This is a genomic window from Rubeoparvulum massiliense, assembly GCF_001049895.1.
Classification (GTDB): Bacteria; Bacillota; Bacilli; order Rubeoparvulales; family Rubeoparvulaceae; genus Rubeoparvulum; species Rubeoparvulum massiliense.
On sequence record NZ_CVPE01000006.1, the window covers coordinates 959370 to 975325 of the forward strand.

The following is a 15956-nucleotide window of genomic DNA, read 5'->3' on the forward strand; positions in this document are numbered from 1 at the left end:
GACTATACTCCCTTCTCTCTACTACGGAGATATTGTTGGAAGGCTAGTTGAATTTGTTGCATTTGACTATCGATACGGGCATCATAGCTACCGAATGAAGTTTCAAGGATGGCACCACCTGGTGCTACACGATGGTCAGGTAAAATTACCAGGGTTGCTTTGGAAGGAATACATTGCCGCAGTTGCTCCTCTCGTTCTTTCACCATCCCGAACTGTTCAGGATGAACTAAGAGATGAATGATGTCTTCTTCCTTTAACTTCGCTAGTTGGTCCTCAATATAGGAAATAAAGCTCTCTTTCTCAAGCAAAACGCGACCCAGTACCTTTTCAGCGATGGCTAAAACCAGTTGGATCATATCAGGTTCTAGTGCTTTCATTCGTTGTGTATAAAGGCTATTTGCCTCCTTGATGGTCTGCTGAGCCAGTTCAATTTGTTGTGAGAATTGAGCATCTGCTTCTTGTTTCCCAGCTTCATAGCCTAAGCGATGTCCTTCCTCCCATGCTGTTTGCTGCATATCTTCTGCTTTTCGGACAAGCTCTTCATGAAGTCTTTCTCGCTCTTCGGCGATTTCTACTGCCAGTTGCTGACGCTGCTCTGCAACCCAACTTTCTGTTTCCTGACGTAATCGTTCGATCTCCTGAAGCTTTGCATTGAAAGCCTGTTGATTAAAGGGCTTAGGAAGCTCAGTAGCATCTTCCTTCTCATCTACAATCGCTTCATTAGGAAGGTCAGCTTCATATGCTTGAAGTAGCTCGATCTGTTTCTGCTCATTTACACGTTGGTATTGGTAATACTTGAGAACCGTTTTAGACAATGATATCATCACCTCCACCACGGGCAACGATAATCTCACCGGCCTCCTCTAAACGTCGAATAACAGCGACGATTCGCGTTTGAGCCTCTTCTACATCACGGAGACGTACAGGCCCCATAAATTCCATCTCTTCCTTGAATGTTTCTGCCATCCGTTTGGACATATTTTTGAAGATCAAATCGCGAACCTCATCACTGGCTACCTTCAAGGAAAGCTGTAGGTCTTCATTATCCACATCGCGAATAACACGTTGTATCGAGCGATCGTCCAAGGTAACAATATCCTCGAAGACGAACATCCGTTTTTTAATCTCTTCGGCCAGCTCGGGATCTTGAATTTCTAGAGCATCGAGAATGGTTCGTTCTGTACTTCGGTCTACACCATTCAAGATATCAACTACCGCTTCCACACCACCTGCTTCAGTGTAATCAGTGGTTAGCGTAGAGGAAAGCTTCTGTTCTAGTACTTGTTCCACTTGATTGATCACCTCTGGTGAAGTACTTTCCATCAAGGCGATCCGTTTGGCCACATCAGCTTGTTTTTCATGGGGCAATTCCGATAAAATCTGAGCCGCTTGTGTTGGTTCCAAGTAAGCTAAGACTAGGGCAATGGTCTGTTCATTCTCATTTTGGATAAAGTTTAAGATTTGTGCTGGATCAGACTTACGAGCAAAATCAAAGGGCCGTACCTGTAAGGATGCGGTTAGTCGATTGAGAATGGACGATGCTTTTTCTCGGCCTAATGCCTTTTCCAAGATTTCTTTTGCATATGTAATACCCCCCTGTGCGATGAAATCCTGAGCCACACAGATTTGGTAAAACTCATTTAGTACAGACTCTTTCTCATCTGTTTCCACTTTGCGAACACTGGCAATCTCCAGCGTAAGCTGTTCGATTTCATCCTCACGCAAGTGTTTAAAGACCTGGGCCGAAACCTCTGGACCCAAGGTAATCAATAGTATGGCCGCTTTTTGCTTGCTGCTCAACTCTTTCCCTACTCGTGCCAACATTCTTCACTCCCTAATCATCAGCCAACCATGTTCGCAACACGCCGACAAAGTCTTCTGGTTTCTGCTGTGCTAGCTTTTCTAATTGTTTGCGAACCATTGTTCCTTCTGACTCCTCATAAGGTATGTCAGGGATCTCCGTAGATTTTGGCGCTGTAGCCAGCTGATCCAGCTCTTCTTCTTCCCGTTTCTTTCTCTTAACAAGTACGAAGGCTAAGCCAGCTAGAGCAAGGGCTGCTAATGCTGCTAATAAGTATAAGATCAGCGGATTAATCCCTTTTTCAGCCTCAGGTACTGGCATTTTTTGGAATGTTTGTGGCAATACATTGATCCTTTGCGCAAGCTCTTCATCGGTCATTTGACGTGGTGAGTTTGCCAAAGAGGTCTGAACCACACTCCGTAATATTCCTTCGATCACGGCAATCTGTTCATCACTATTAGCCTGTTCCCCTACATCAACTGCCACGGTAATGGCTAGGTCTTCAACATAGTAGGGACTAGAAACAATCTCACGAGAGATACGATTCACTTCATTTTGCACCCGTTGTTCAACACGCTCATATTCACTATTTCCATTGGTACCAGTCACCCCTGGATAACCAGGAATATCACCTTGGCCTGTTCCCACAACACCACCTGGAACAGCGCCTTCACCAGTGAAGCTTTCTGTGATCTTTTCTTCACTTGTGGCAATCCCCTTACCATCTTCCGTAACAGGTTCGACCAGCTGTTGCTGCGTCGTTTGCTTATCGAAGTTAAGGGTGGCAAATACTGAGACAATCACTTGATCTGGACCAAGTACCTTCCCTAACAGCGCTTCCAATTCTCGTTTAATGTCGCGTTCGATATCTTTTTTTACTTGGCGTTGTTGCTCATAGCCACTTAGATTTTGACCTGACTCATCTAATTCCACCATTTCCAACACTTTACCCGTCTGATCCATAATTACAATCTCTTCAGTTGGAAGATTGGGAACGCTCTTTGAAACGAGATGATATAGACCATTCACCTTGGCTTGATCCAATTGGAAGCCTGGTCGAATTCGTACCACAACAGAAGCTGTCGCTACATCTTCTTCATCAGTAAGAAAATAAGATTTTTCTGGGATATCAAGAATCACCTGAGCTGATTCGATTGAATCGATGCCTCGTTCAATTAACCGTTCGATCTCTGATTGAAGTGCAGCTTGTTTTTGAAGATTAAACTGACTATCAGTGACACCCAATCCCATATTCTCTGTGATATCCTTATATGTAATGGCTCCAGTACGCGGGAAGCCCTCGCTGGCAAGACTTGTAACAATCTCTGCTCGCTGCTTAGCAGGCACCATAATCGAAGTACCTGATGGGGATAATTGATACTTCACACCAGATGCATCAAGTTGACTTTTTATTTCTCCCACTTCTGCCTCTGACAACTCACTGTTGTACAATGGGACAAACTCCGTCTTTGATGCAAGCTGCACTGTTAGAACAATTGCAGCGAGGAGGAAGAGAATGGTTACCCCGATCAATATTTTCTTCTTGGTCGATGTACTCTTCCATATCTCCATTAATTTATTGCGGTAGAGTTCAAGCTGTTCGTTCATTGTTCCACCTCACTAGCCAACCATGCATCCAAGTATTATTTGAATCAATGCTCCCCATTAGATTTGCATCCGCATAACTTCTTGATATGCTTCAATCGCCTTATCTCGCACTTGAACGGTAAGTTGAAGAGCAATGGAAGCCTTCTCTGTTGCAATAAGTACATCATGGAGATTCTCTACCTCACCAGTGACCAGCTTAGTTGTCATCTCTTCCCCATGGAGTTGTGCTTCATTTACTTTGTCGAATGCAGTTTGGAGCATATCGCCAAATGATGATTGCTTGGTGGTTTCTGTCTTATTAAGAAACCGGTTACCTACTTGATCTACTGCAGATATTGATTGGATCCCATTAATCATTCCTTAGCCCTCCTTACCTTCGACCGATCTCTAACGCCTTCATATTCATTGCCTTCGTAGCGTTAAGAGCTGTTACATTAGCTTCATAAGCTCGCATCGCCACAACCAGATCCGTCATCTCTTTCGTCATATCCACATTGGGATACGATACATACCCCTCTGCATCAGCATCAGGATGCTCTGGTTTATAGACACGTTTGAATGGTGTAGGATCCTCAGCAATCCTGGATACACGTACACCGCGATTAGCAGAGACATTACCATCGCGAATACCGGATAAAACTTGAGCGAAGGAAGCGCCGGATTTTTCCTCCATCATGACCATTTTGCGACGGTAGGGCTCCCATTGACCATTCACATATCTGCCCCTTGTTGAGGTACTATTGGAGATATTGGAAGAGATCACATCTAAACGAAGACGCTGAGCAGTAAGAGCTGAAGCACTAATATCCATTCCTGTAAAGATACCCATCACTACCTACCACCAATCGATCGTTGTAATTGTGAAAAGTGATAATTCAAAACCTGTACTTGGGCATTATATTGGATTTGTGTTTCTGCCAGTCGAACCATTTCATACTCCACATCCACATCATTGTGATTATTATTCATCACTAAATTATTGGAGCTGGTGATAACTGGCCGTACCCGAGATGTTTCCATAGTCCTACCATTATTTCCGTATTTGGATAGTTCTGCTTTTAAGATGGATTCGAATTCTACCTGTTTACTCTTATAATAGGGCGTTTCAAAATTGGCGATATTGTTGTTAGTGACTGATTGACGAAGCTTCGTCGCACCCATCGCCTGTTCCAATAAATTGATACTCGGTCCCCACAGTTGCACATTCACACCCCCAAACTGATCATGCTTAAAGTCTTATAAACCTCGCTATTCATGTATGTATGCTACAAATATAATAGCATAAAAGGACTACTTATATATGGAACTCCTAGCAATATTCTTCACTTTTTTGCTTTTGTTTTAAAAAAAAAATAATATTCTAATTAAAAAAGAGGAAGAATACGACGAAATATATAGATGGAACTCTTTTCTATCTTATCGTACCAAATTATTAGGTATGAAAAAAGCCCAATCATACAGGAAGATTGGGCTATTTTTTATATGTTTTTGTCGAAAAAACAGTCTAAAAATACTACATCGTCTTCAATTTATCTAATTCAGGTAGCAATTTCTCATTAAGAACTTTAATATAGGTACCTTTCATACCTAATGAACGGGATTCGATGACACCTGCGCTTTCTAGCTTACGCAACGCATTTACGATCACCGAACGAGTGATACCTACGCGGTCAGCAATCTTACTTGCAACCAGTAGTCCTTCCTTCCCAGCTAGCTCCTCAAAGATATGCTCAACAGCTTCTAATTCACTGTAAGAAAGTGAGCTAATGGCCATCTGAACAACAGCCTTGCTTCGTGCTTCTTCTTCAATCTCTTCTGAACGCTCACGTAGAATCTCCATCCCTACTACGGTTGCTCCATACTCAGCAAGAATAAAATCATCGTCATTAAATTCTTTATTTACGCGGGCCAGAATTAGGGTTCCTAGACGATCGCCACCACCATTGATAGGGACAATGGTAGTCAAGCCATTACGGAATACCTCTTTCATTTCAACAGGAAATGCAGTAAGCGAATTATCCACTCCAATATTAGCACTTGTCACTTCTACTTTTAGTAGATTAGAGGCATACTCTTCTGGGAAACGCCGCTCTTCATACATTTGTTTCAAGCGTGAATTTTCAATATCTTGTGCAATGGCAAACCCCAGAAGTTTACCCCTACGGCTTACAACAAAGATATTGGCGTCAATCACGTCGCGTAATACCTCTGACATTTCAAAAAAGTTCACCGCGTGTCCTGCACTTTTTTGTAGTAAACCATTAATTCTACGTGTCTTCGCTAGTAGATCCATTGAATTTCCTCCTAATCATTTTGTGCTACAGAATATATGCACTTAAATCCCGATCTTCCACGATGCATTCCAGCTTTTCACGAACATACGCTGGAGTAATTTGGACTTCTTCCAAAGTGATTTCTGGCGCCTCAAACGATAGATCTTCTAATAATTTTTCCAATACCGTATGTAAACGCCTTGCACCTATATTATCGGTCTCTTCGTTAACTTTTGTAGCAATTACTGCAATTTCTCGAATTGCTTCCTCCGTAAATGTAAGTTTAATGCCTTCGGTAGCCAATAGTGCCATATACTGTTTGGTCATGGCAGTCTCAGGCTCTGTTAAAATTTTAACAAACTCATCTTCGCCAAGACTCTCCAGTTCTACACGAATGGGAAAACGTCCTTGCAATTCGGGAATTAAATCTGAAGGTTTGCTCATATGGAAGGCTCCGGCAGCAATAAATAACATATAATCCGTTTTAACCGGACCATACTTGGTCATCACTGTCGATCCTTCAACAATTGGCAGTATATCACGTTGTACACCCTCGCGAGAAACATCTGGAGAACCAGATTCCTTTCCAGCGATCTTATCGATCTCATCAATGAAGATGATCCCATCTTGTTCAGCACGACGGATCGCTTCTTGGTTCACCTCATCCATGTCGATGAGCTTTTGTGCTTCTTCTTGAGCAAGGATCTTTCGTGCTTCAGCAATAGGAACTTTCCGTTTTTTTCGACGCTTAGGAAGGAGATTACCAAAAAGATCTTGCATGTTGACACCCATTTGTTCAAAGCCCTGATTATTCAGGAGATCAAACATATTGGGAGCTTGTTCCTCCACTTCAATCTCTACCAATTGGTCATCCAATTCACCTAAACCTAGCTTATAGGTGATCATGCGCCGCTTTTGCTGAAGCTCCTCTTCATCACCCTTCGGTTCATTCTCACTTGTATCTTCATCGCTGGAGCCAAAGAGCATTTCTAAAGGATTCTTCATTGCTGGCGCTTTCTTTTTTTGCGGAAGTAAGAGGTCAACAAGGCGCTCATTGGCATGCTGCTCTGCCTTATCCATTACCTCCTCCATCTTTTCTTGCTTCACCATGCGGATGGAGGTTTCCACTAAATCACGTACCATCGATTCTACATCACGGCCCACATATCCTACTTCTGTAAACTTAGTTGCTTCCACTTTGATAAATGGTGCACGCACTAGTTTAGCCAGACGACGGGCGATCTCGGTTTTTCCAACACCGGTGGGACCAATCATCAAAATATTTTTAGGAACAATCTCTTCCTTCACGTCTTCATTTAACAGATTACGACGGTAACGATTACGTAGGGCTACAGCAACCGCACGCTTTGCTCGCTTTTGACCGATGATGTATTTATCTAATTCATCTACAATTTGTCTTGGCGTTAAGGCCTTTTGATCCATTAAGCTACCTCCCTTCTAAAGCTCTTCAACAATGATATGATCATTGGTATAAACGCAAATCTCCGAAGCCACCTTTAAGCTTTCCTCGGCAATTTCACGAGCTGACAAATGGGAAGCATGCCGTTTTAATGCTCTCCCCGCTGCTAATGCATAGTTGCCACCTGAACCAATGGCCAAAATTCCGTCATCAGGTTCAATCACTTCGCCATTGCCTGAGATGAGTAGTAGATTTTCCTTATCCATCACGATTAGCAATGCTTCTAAGCGACGGAGCATTTTGTCCATCCGCCATTCCTTCGCTAATTCTACGGAAGCTCTCATTAAATTGCCATTATATGACTCTAATTTACCCTCGAATTTTTCAAATAGTGTAAAAGCATCTGCAACAGAGCCAGCAAATCCTGCTACAACTTGACCGCGGTAGAGACGACGTACTTTTTTCGCCGTGTTCTTCATCACCATGGCATTACCAAATGTTACTTGACCATCACCTGCCATGGCAGCACCACCATTATGCTGGATGGCAAAGATCGTTGTCGCATGAAATTGAATGGGTTCCATCACGTACCTCCTCTTAAGCCCTTGGATGAGCTTGGCGATATACTTGACGCAGACGTTCATTGCTTACATGAGTATAGATTTGGGTCGTAGAAATATTCACATGACCCAATAATTCTTGAACGGTTCGTAAGTCAGCTCCTGCATCTAGCAGATGTGTTGCAAATGAATGACGCAGCGTGTGCGGGGAAACTTTTAAATAAATGGATGTTTGCTGAATCATCTTATCCAGCATCCGGCGTACACTCCGTGCCGTGAGCGGTCCACCACGAAAATTAAGAAAAAGATGCTTCTCATGGTCATTGCTAGCTAACTGTGGTCGTCCTTTTACTAAGTATTGCTGCAGTGCAGCCATCGCTGGTCTTCCCAGCGGCACGTACCGTTCTTTCGCTCCTTTACCAAAAACAAGTGCAGTCCCCACTTGTAGATCTAGGGAATTCAATTCTAATCCCACTAATTCTCCTACACGCATTCCGCTTGCATAAAGCACCTCCAAAATGGCACGATCTCGTAAACCAAGTGGAGTGGAGAGATCAGGTTGAGCTAATAATTGCTCAATTTCATCTACGTATAACACCTTCGGAAGTTTCTTCTCTTTTTTTGGTGTAGCTACCAAAACAAAAGGGTTTTCAGCAATAACACCTTCACGCATAAGGAAGCGATAAAAGCTACGCAAACTAGATAATTTACGAGCAATGGTGCTCTTTGCTAACTTTTTTTGATTGCACTCCACCAAGTATTTACGTACTAGGACATAAGAAACAGCAGCAAAATCCTGCATGTTTTGCTGCCTAGAAAAATCAAAAAAGTCCTCAATATCATGTGTATAGGAATGGATCGTATAGATCGAAGCATTTTTTTCAATTTGAAGATATTCTATAAATGCTCGTAACGCTTCTTCCATTTGCATCAGCGTCAACTCCCTACCAAGCGCATATCCATGTTATCACATAATATTTTGACTTATCAATACTGCAACATCTTTAGTTGTGGATAAATTGTAAAATATTCTGAATTGTTTCTAAGGCCCGCTCAGCAATTTTCTGATTTTTCTCTTTTTTATTCTTTATTCTATCCGGAAGTGGAGAAATTAAACCAAAATTTGCATTCATCGGTTGAAAATGTTTTGCATCCGTATGGGTAATATAGTGTGCCATGCTTCCGATTACAGTCTCTTGCGGGAAAACGAGAGGCTCAATGCCCTGAATCAGCCGGGACATATTGATGCCTGCAAGCAAGCCAGAGGCAGCAGATTCAACATAACCTTCTACACCAGTCATTTGCCCTGCAAAAAACAGTCTGTCACGATCACGATACTGATAGGTAGGACGCAAAAGGCGAGGCGAGTTAATAAAGGTATTCCGATGCATCACCCCATAACGAACAAACTCCGCTTCTTCCAAGCCTGGAATCATCCGAAAAATGCGTTTCTGCTCCCCCCACTTCAGATGCGTCTGAAAACCAACAAGGTTAAAAAGGGTGCCTGCACTATTATCCTGTCTTAGTTGTACTACGGCATAGGGTTGCTTGCCTGTTCGCGGGTCAATGAGACCCACCGGTTTCATCATACCAAAGAGGAGGGTTTGTGGTCCACGTTTGGCCAGTACTTCAACCGGCATGCAGCCTTCAAAATAGATCTCTCGCTCAAACTCCTTCAGCGAAGCCACCTCTGCCTCAAGTAATTCCGAATAGAAGCGCTGAAATTCCTCCTCTGTAAAAGGACAATTGAGATATGCTGCTTCGCCCTTATCATAACGAGAGGCAAGAAAAACTCGCTCTTGATCGATGGTTTCACCATCTATAATGGGAGCAGCTGCATCATAAAAATAAAGATACTCCTCTCCGGATAGCTCATGTAACTCTTTTGCAAGGGCAGAGGAAGTGAGAGGTCCAGATGCAATGATGGTATAGCCATCTGGAATCTCTGTCACTTCCTCATGAATCACTTCAATGAAGGGATGTTGGGTTAAAGCTTCTGTAACCCTGTTGCTAAAATCATGACGATCTACTGCAAGTGCTCCTCCAGCAGGGACAGCCGCTTTATCGGCAGCCTTCATAATCAAAGAATCCAACAGGCGCATCTCTTCCTTCAATACCCCAACAGCATTGGTTAAGGTATTGGCACGTAAAGAATTACTACAGACCAATTCTGCAAATTGCCCTGTATGATGAGCGGGTGTCATTTTCACAGGACGCATCTCATACAGCTTGACTGGAATTCCACGTTTAGCTAACTGCCAAGCTGCCTCACTTCCTGCTAAACCAGCCCCAATTACGTGCACCTGTTCCATTAGGACTCCTCCTTTACCTCTGCATAATCGCAAGCACTACAATGTACCGTACTATTCTTCTTATTTTTACGTTCTACAAGCATTTCTCCACACTTGGGACAGGTACGTGCTAATGGCTTATCCCACGAGACAAAGTCGCAGCCAGGATATTGATTACATCCATAAAATACTCGATTCTTCTTGCTCTTTCGTTCAACAATTTGACCATCTTTGCATTTGGGACAGGCTACACCGATCTCTTTTAGGATAGCTTTTGTATTTCGACAGTCTGGAAAGCCTGAACAGGCTAAGAATTTCCCAAAACGCCCCATTTTATAAACCATTGGTCTTCCGCACTTTTCACAAAGTTCATCGGAGACTTCATCTTTAATCTCCACTTCCTGCATATGCTCTTCAGCAACCTTTAGGCGTTTTTCGAAGTTGCAATAGAATTCATCCACAATCCGAACCCATTCTTCTTTCCCTTCCTCGACTAAGTCCAGATCTTTCTCCATCTTGGCTGTAAAATCAATGTCGATAATCTCTGGAAAGAATTCCTCAATCTGTTCAAGGACAATCTCCCCTAATTCAGTGGGGACGAAACGCTTTTGCTCCAGTCTGACATAGTATCTTTTCTGAATCAGTTCAAGGGTAGGCGCATAGGTACTAGGTCGACCAATACCTAACTCCTCCAGCGTTTTGACCAAGCGAGCTTCGGAATAACGCGGTGGTGGAACGGTAAAGTGTTGACTAGGTTTGATCGCTTTTGCTTGCAGTCTTTCTCCTTCTTCTAGGGGCGGTAGGAGACGATTCTTCTCTTCTTGCGCATCATCTGTGTCCTCCACATAGACTCGCATAAACCCATCAAACTTCACCTTTGAACCAGTGGCACGGAAAAGCAGTTGGTCAACACCAAGATCCACCGTCATTGTATCGAGAACCGCTGATGCCATTTGACTGGCTACAAACCGTTCCCAAATAAGACGATATAAGCGGAGCTGATCCCTGCTTAAGTAAGCCTTCAAATCATCGGGCTTACGTAGCACTGAGCTTGGACGAATAGCTTCATGGGCATCCTGAGCATTTTCTTGATTTTTTGCCTTTCGCGGTGTGTTCTGCAGATAGGCATCACCAAATTGCTCCTCGATTAAGCTGTGTGCTTCCTTTTGTGCTACTTCTGAAACCCGCGTTGAGTCTGTACGCATATAGGTGATAAGACCAACGGTGCCCTCTTTGCCAAGATCGATCCCCTCATACAATTGCTGAGCTACCATCATGGTTTTCGCTGCTTTAAAATTTAACTTGCGAGCAGCCTCTTGCTGTAGGGAGCTTGTGGTAAATGGAGGTGCTGGATTACGCTTCCGTTCCCTTTTCACAACCTTTTGGACAACAAACTCCTTGTCTTGTAAATGCTGAAGTATTCGCTGAACCTCTTCCTCGCTATGTAATTCTTCTTTCTTCCCTTGTTGACCATAGTATTGTGCTTCAAATTGTTGTTTTCCTTTTTGAAAGGTAGCAGCGATCTTCCAGTACTCTTCTGGGATGAAGGCTTGAATCTCTTTTTCCCGATCCACAATCAGCTTTAAGGTAACCGATTGTACCCGCCCTGCACTTAAGCCCTTCTTCACTTTCTTCCAGAGAAGTGGACTAATCTTATAACCCACAAGGCGGTCAAGAATTCTCCGTGCTTGCTGAGCATGGACGAGGTCCATATCAATTTTTCGTGGGTGCTTAAACGCTTCTTTTACAGCATCCTTTGTAATCTCATTAAAGACGACACGACATACCGCATCCTCTTCAATACCAAGGTAGTGCGCAAGATGCCAAGCGATGGCTTCCCCTTCACGGTCCGGGTCAGCTGCCAGATAGACATACTTCACTTTCTTTTTTGAATCACGCAATTTTTTCAGTACATCACCTTTTCCACGTATGGTAATGTACTTTGGTTCATATTGCTGATCCACATCCACTCCCAGTTGGCTTTTTGGTAGATCACGAATATGTCCCATGGATGCTTCCACAATGAAATTTTTCCCTAAATATCGTCCGATCGTTTTTGCTTTCGTCGGTGATTCCACTATAACTAACGAATCAGCCATGTTATTTCCCCTTTATCTATTAGTAAACATTCCCTATTATTCATAATTCGCATGCCTTTGTCAAACCAGCATCGCTTTTTTTCTTTAATTTTAGTGCTCTACCTCCGTACAAAGTTTATCAAACCACTGAAATACTGTCCATGCACTTATCTTATTTCATATGAGCCCCCAGGTAGCCTGTCAATCCATTGCTCCAGCTCTAATTGCAAGAGAGCTACCATGATTTGGACTAAAGGAATACCAGTCAATTCCGCCAATTGATCAGGATAAAGTCTACCATGATTTCGCAGCGCCTGAAGGATGGGAGCATGCTCTAGCTGCATCACTCGTTCCTGAGTTTGCAATTGGGGTGCATGATCAAAAATCTCCTTCCAATCTGTGATTAGGGTTGCCCCTTGCTTAATTAAATTATGTGTTCCTTCAGACTGAGGAGAAAAAATGGAACCAGGCACACAGAACACCTCTTTCCCTTGCTCAAGTGCCAAGTCAGCAGTGATTAAAGACCCGCTTTTCTTCGCTGCTTCCACAACAATCACACCATCACTAAGCCCGCTGATCAAACGATTACGCAGAGGAAAGTAGCTAGGATGGGGCTTAATATGAGGAGGATACTCACTGAGAAGTAAACCTTCCTTCCCCATCTGCTTATAGAGTTGACTATATTCTGGAGGATAGATGGTTCGAAAACCGCCTGCAATAACGCCAATGCTCTTCCCACCATAACGTAATGCACCTTGATGGGCAAGACCATCGATCCCTCGTGCCATACCTGAGACCACCGTTACACCATATTGGGATAACTGCTCAGCAAAACGCTGAGCAACCCGTTGACCATAGGGCGTAGGATTACGTGTACCTACAATAGCGATTTTTGGTTGGTAAAGATACTCAAGATTTCCCTTATAAAAAAGCAAGTATGGCGCTTGGTGGATATGACGTAATTGCTCAGGATATAGGGGATCCCACCAGGAGAGCAGACCTACGCCTTCCTTCACCCAGTTTTCCCGCTCTTTCTTTACCCACTCTGTATAGCTTGCATCGTTCAGCTTACTTTTAATAATGGAAGTAATATGACGGCTGATGCCTAAAGAATCAGCAAGTATCCCTTCTCCATAGATATCGAGTGCCTCCGGTTGATCGACAAATTGTTTCACGGTAGCATAACCTACGCCCATGATCATGCTAAGGTGTATCAAACTACTTAACCTTATTTCATCCTTATTGGCATTCCCATTATTCATTCTTCTCCTCCTCTCCATATTGGATATATTAATCGTCAAAAAGGAAATTCCTGTATATAAAAAAGCATGTAGAGAAGTTCCTACATGCTTAGCCTTTGTATGAATGTTTTACTTAGTTATAGATTTTTACATTTCTCATATATGCCCTGTTCCTTCAGAACAGCAACTAAGGTCTCACCGATCACCGCAGGGGTAGGAGCCACACGGACTCCACATGCTTCCAGGGTAGCAATCTTTTCCTTGGCAGTCCCTTGACCTCCTGAAATAATCGCTCCAGCATGTCCCATTCTCTTCCCAGCAGGTGCTGTTTGTCCCCCGATAAAACCGATCACAGGCTTCTTCATATGAGTGCGAATCCATTCTGCAGCTTCCTCTTCAGCAGTTCCACCGATCTCACCGATTAGAACAACTGCTTCTGTTTCTGGATCATGATTAAAGAGCTCCAAAGTATCGATAAAATCCATACCCTTTACGGGATCCCCACCAATTCCCACTGCAGTGGATTGTCCAATACCAAGTGTGGTTAATTGATGAACCGCTTCATAGGTTAAGGTTCCTGAACGGGAAACGATGCCAACATGTCCCTTCCGATGAATATATCCAGGCATAATACCAATTTTACATTCATCTGCTGTAATGACACCAGGACAGTTGGGGCCGATCAGCTTCGTCTTCTTCCCTTCCATAAAGCGTTTTACCTTCACCATATCGAGAACTGGAATCCCTTCAGTTATACAGATCACCAAATCCAATTCTGCATCTACAGCTTCCATAATTGAATCAGCAGCGAAGGCAGGAGGAACATAAATTACGGATGCAGTAGCTCCTGTGGCATGCACAGCTTCTTTTACGGTATTGAAGACTGGTAATCCTTCGATCTCCATTCCACCCTTACCAGGTGTAACACCTCCAACCATCTTCGTTCCATACTCTAGCGCTTGCTTCGTATGGAAATGACCAGTTGAGCCAGTAATCCCCTGTGTTATCACCTTTGTATCCTTATTAATTAGAATACCCATCCATTCATCCCACCTTTCTCTTATTGAACCTGAGCAACAATTTTTTCTGCTGCATGAGCCAACGAATCTGCTGCCACAATAGGTAGACCCGATTCACGGAGAAGCTGCTTACCTAACTCAACATTGGTGCCCTCTAAACGAACCACCAATGGAACCTTCAGTTCCACTTGCTTGACCGCATTAATAATTCCCGAGGCGATCACATCACATTTCATAATCCCGCCAAAAATATTGACAAGAATCCCTTGTACTTTAGGATCGGAAAGAATGATTTTAAATGCCTCTGTTACCTTCTCTTCACTAGCACCGCCACCTACATCGAGGAAGTTAGCTGGTTCGCCACCATAATATTTAATAATGTCCATGGTAGCCATGGCTAAGCCAGCCCCATTCACCATACAACCGATATTTCCATCTAAGTTAATATAGGTCAGATCATACTTCGATGCTTCAATTTCCATGGGATCCTCTTCATCTAGATCGCGATAGGCTACCAATTCTGGATGACGGAAGAGTGCATTGGAATCAAAGTTTAATTTTGCATCCAAAGCCATAACTTGATTGTCACCTGTGACGACGAGAGGGTTAATCTCTGCGATAGAGCAATCCTTTTCAATAAATGCTTGATATAACCCTAGCATAAACTTCGTAGCATGATTGATAAGAGAATGGGGAATATGTATGGCAAATGCCACTTCACGGGCTTGATATGGCATAAGACCAACAGCAGGATCAATGGCTATTTTGATAATTTTTTCAGGCGTCTTTGCAGCAACCTCTTCAATATCCATACCGCCCTCTTCTGAAGCCATCAAAACAACACGACCTGAGCCTCGATCTAAAACCATACCCACATAATACTCTTGCTCAATCTTGCAACCTTCTTCAATGAGAAGGCGCTTTACTTCCTTGCCTTCTGGACCTGTCTGATGAGTAACCAATGTCTTCCCTAGTAATTCCTCTGCATATTGATGCACTTCATCCAAGCTTTTCGCAAGCTTAACTCCGCCTGCTTTCCCCCGTCCACCTGCGTGGATCTGTGCTTTAACAACATAGATGGGTCCTTGCAATTGCTTGGCCACCTCTACAGCTTCATCTACTGAAAAAGCTACCCCACCTGCAGGCACCACGATGCCATAAGATTGTAAGATCTCCTTGCCTTGGTACTCGTGAATGTTCATTCTCCATCCTCCTAATTAACGGATAAAAATAATAGCATATCCTGATCTTAGAGGTTACTTCCTTCCATCATGAGAATAACCGATTTTACAAAATAATTCAAACATATGTAACATTTTTTACATAGAAACTTAATCTTTCATTTTTGGAATATTATATATTCATTTGATTTTTTATACCATTTTTTCATAGTATAAATCAATCACCACCTCATATAATGATTACTGTGGAATAGAAAGGCTTTAAGGATGACGGGCAAAAAAAAGAGAGGCGTAGCCTCCCATTACTTAGGTGTACGACCCAATTTGAATGTGAAGCGGAAATGTTGGGTTCCTTTTTCAATGACTAATTGAATTCCTGTGATCCGAACAAGAAAGAGCGTGAAGAGAAAAGCCCAGTTCATACCATCACCCCTTTCTATTCCATGTTATTAGGAAGGGAATAAAAGGAAAAGGGTCCTATTTC

15 protein-coding genes are annotated in these 15956 nt (G+C 43.0%); all 15 read right to left on the reverse strand.

What is annotated here, in order from left to right; all coding sequences use genetic code 11:
* Positions 1–2 precede the first annotated feature (2 nt).
* The 15 genes from BN1691_RS12425 to sucC all read right to left on the reverse strand — a co-directional run bounded on the left by BN1691_RS12425 (position 3) and on the right by sucC (position 15493).
* A complete protein-coding gene (locus tag BN1691_RS12425) occupies positions 3–815 on the reverse strand; it encodes a FliH/SctL family protein (protein WP_048602498.1) in 813 nt (270 codons plus the stop codon).
* Positions 808–1821: a flagellar motor switch protein FliG gene (gene fliG, locus BN1691_RS12430; RefSeq protein ID WP_048602845.1), complete on the reverse strand. Its 1014-nt coding sequence runs from the start codon at positions 1819–1821 to the stop codon at positions 808–810. Before fliG ends, BN1691_RS12425 begins: the two co-directional genes overlap by 8 nt.
* A 13-nt stretch (positions 1822–1834) precedes the next feature.
* Positions 1835–3409, reverse strand: coding sequence for a flagellar basal-body MS-ring/collar protein FliF (gene fliF / locus BN1691_RS12435; protein WP_048602499.1), 1575 nt, complete (start codon positions 3407–3409; stop codon positions 1835–1837).
* A 57-nt stretch (positions 3410–3466) separates the two neighbouring features.
* Complete coding sequence (fliE, locus tag BN1691_RS12440; RefSeq protein WP_048602500.1) at positions 3467–3766, reverse strand: flagellar hook-basal body complex protein FliE; 300 nt, start codon at positions 3764–3766, stop codon at positions 3467–3469.
* Between the two features lie 13 nt (positions 3767–3779).
* Complete coding sequence (flgC, locus tag BN1691_RS12445) at positions 3780–4238, reverse strand: flagellar basal body rod protein FlgC (RefSeq protein WP_048602501.1); 459 nt, start codon at positions 4236–4238, stop codon at positions 3780–3782.
* 2 nt (positions 4239–4240) lie between these two features.
* Positions 4241–4612 (reverse strand): flagellar basal body rod protein FlgB, encoded by a 372-nt coding sequence (flgB, locus tag BN1691_RS12450; protein ID WP_048602502.1) that lies wholly within the window; start codon positions 4610–4612, stop codon positions 4241–4243.
* Positions 4613–4922: 310 nt separating this feature from the next.
* Positions 4923–5702, reverse strand: coding sequence for a GTP-sensing pleiotropic transcriptional regulator CodY (gene codY, locus BN1691_RS12455; RefSeq protein WP_048602503.1), 780 nt, complete (start codon positions 5700–5702; stop codon positions 4923–4925).
* A gap of 25 nt (positions 5703–5727) precedes the next feature.
* Positions 5728–7125, reverse strand: a complete 1398-nt coding sequence (gene hslU / locus BN1691_RS12460) for an ATP-dependent protease ATPase subunit HslU (protein WP_048602504.1) — start codon at positions 7123–7125, stop codon at positions 5728–5730.
* A 15-nt stretch (positions 7126–7140) separates the two neighbouring features.
* Positions 7141–7686 (reverse strand): ATP-dependent protease subunit HslV, encoded by a 546-nt coding sequence (gene hslV / locus BN1691_RS12465; protein WP_048602505.1) that lies wholly within the window; start codon positions 7684–7686, stop codon positions 7141–7143.
* A 13-nt stretch (positions 7687–7699) separates the two neighbouring features.
* The gene (xerC, locus tag BN1691_RS12470) at positions 7700–8593 is read right to left on the reverse strand and encodes a tyrosine recombinase XerC (protein ID WP_147545882.1); all 894 of its coding nucleotides are present in this window, start codon (positions 8591–8593) and stop codon (positions 7700–7702) included.
* Between the two features lie 73 nt (positions 8594–8666).
* Complete coding sequence (gene trmFO / locus BN1691_RS12475) at positions 8667–9974, reverse strand: FADH(2)-oxidizing methylenetetrahydrofolate--tRNA-(uracil(54)-C(5))-methyltransferase TrmFO (protein WP_048602506.1); 1308 nt, start codon at positions 9972–9974, stop codon at positions 8667–8669.
* Positions 9974–12052, reverse strand: coding sequence for a type I DNA topoisomerase (gene topA / locus BN1691_RS12480; RefSeq protein ID WP_048602507.1), 2079 nt, complete (start codon positions 12050–12052; stop codon positions 9974–9976). The genes trmFO and topA overlap by 1 nt, the downstream gene beginning before the upstream one ends.
* A 146-nt stretch (positions 12053–12198) precedes the next feature.
* Positions 12199–13293 (reverse strand): DNA-processing protein DprA, encoded by a 1095-nt coding sequence (gene dprA / locus BN1691_RS12485; protein WP_048602508.1) that lies wholly within the window; start codon positions 13291–13293, stop codon positions 12199–12201.
* A 116-nt stretch (positions 13294–13409) separates the two neighbouring features.
* Entirely contained in the window at positions 13410–14312 is a 903-nt protein-coding gene (gene sucD / locus BN1691_RS12490; protein ID WP_048602509.1) for a succinate--CoA ligase subunit alpha, read from the reverse strand.
* Between the two features lie 20 nt (positions 14313–14332).
* The gene (sucC, locus tag BN1691_RS12495) at positions 14333–15493 is read right to left on the reverse strand and encodes an ADP-forming succinate--CoA ligase subunit beta (RefSeq protein WP_048602510.1); all 1161 of its coding nucleotides are present in this window, start codon (positions 15491–15493) and stop codon (positions 14333–14335) included.
* Positions 15494–15956 lie beyond the last annotated feature (463 nt).

Bases quoted from the DNA above. Each gene is read 5' to 3' on its own strand.
- fliE (WP_048602500.1), bottom strand. From the start codon at position 3,766: ATGATTAATGGGATCCAATCAATATCTGCAGTAGATCAAGTAGGTAAC.
- codY (WP_048602503.1), bottom strand. From the start codon at position 5,702: ATGGATCTACTAGCGAAGACACGTAGAATTAATGGTTTACTACAAAAA.
- fliF (WP_048602499.1), bottom strand. From the start codon at position 3,409: ATGAACGAACAGCTTGAACTCTACCGCAATAAATTAATGGAGATATGG.
- topA (WP_048602507.1), bottom strand. From the start codon at position 12,052: ATGGCTGATTCGTTAGTTATAGTGGAATCACCGACGAAAGCAAAAACG.
- hslU (WP_048602504.1), bottom strand. From the start codon at position 7,125: ATGGATCAAAAGGCCTTAACGCCAAGACAAATTGTAGATGAATTAGAT.
- hslV (WP_048602505.1), bottom strand. From the start codon at position 7,686: ATGGAACCCATTCAATTTCATGCGACAACGATCTTTGCCATCCAGCAT.
- sucC (WP_048602510.1), bottom strand. From the start codon at position 15,493: ATGAACATTCACGAGTACCAAGGCAAGGAGATCTTACAATCTTATGGC.
- xerC (WP_147545882.1), bottom strand. From the start codon at position 8,593: ATGCAAATGGAAGAAGCGTTACGAGCATTTATAGAATATCTTCAAATT.
- flgC (WP_048602501.1), bottom strand. From the start codon at position 4,238: ATGGGTATCTTTACAGGAATGGATATTAGTGCTTCAGCTCTTACTGCT.
- dprA (WP_048602508.1), bottom strand. From the start codon at position 13,293: ATGAATAATGGGAATGCCAATAAGGATGAAATAAGGTTAAGTAGTTTG.
- trmFO (WP_048602506.1), bottom strand. From the start codon at position 9,974: ATGGAACAGGTGCACGTAATTGGGGCTGGTTTAGCAGGAAGTGAGGCA.
- sucD (WP_048602509.1), bottom strand. From the start codon at position 14,312: ATGGGTATTCTAATTAATAAGGATACAAAGGTGATAACACAGGGGATT.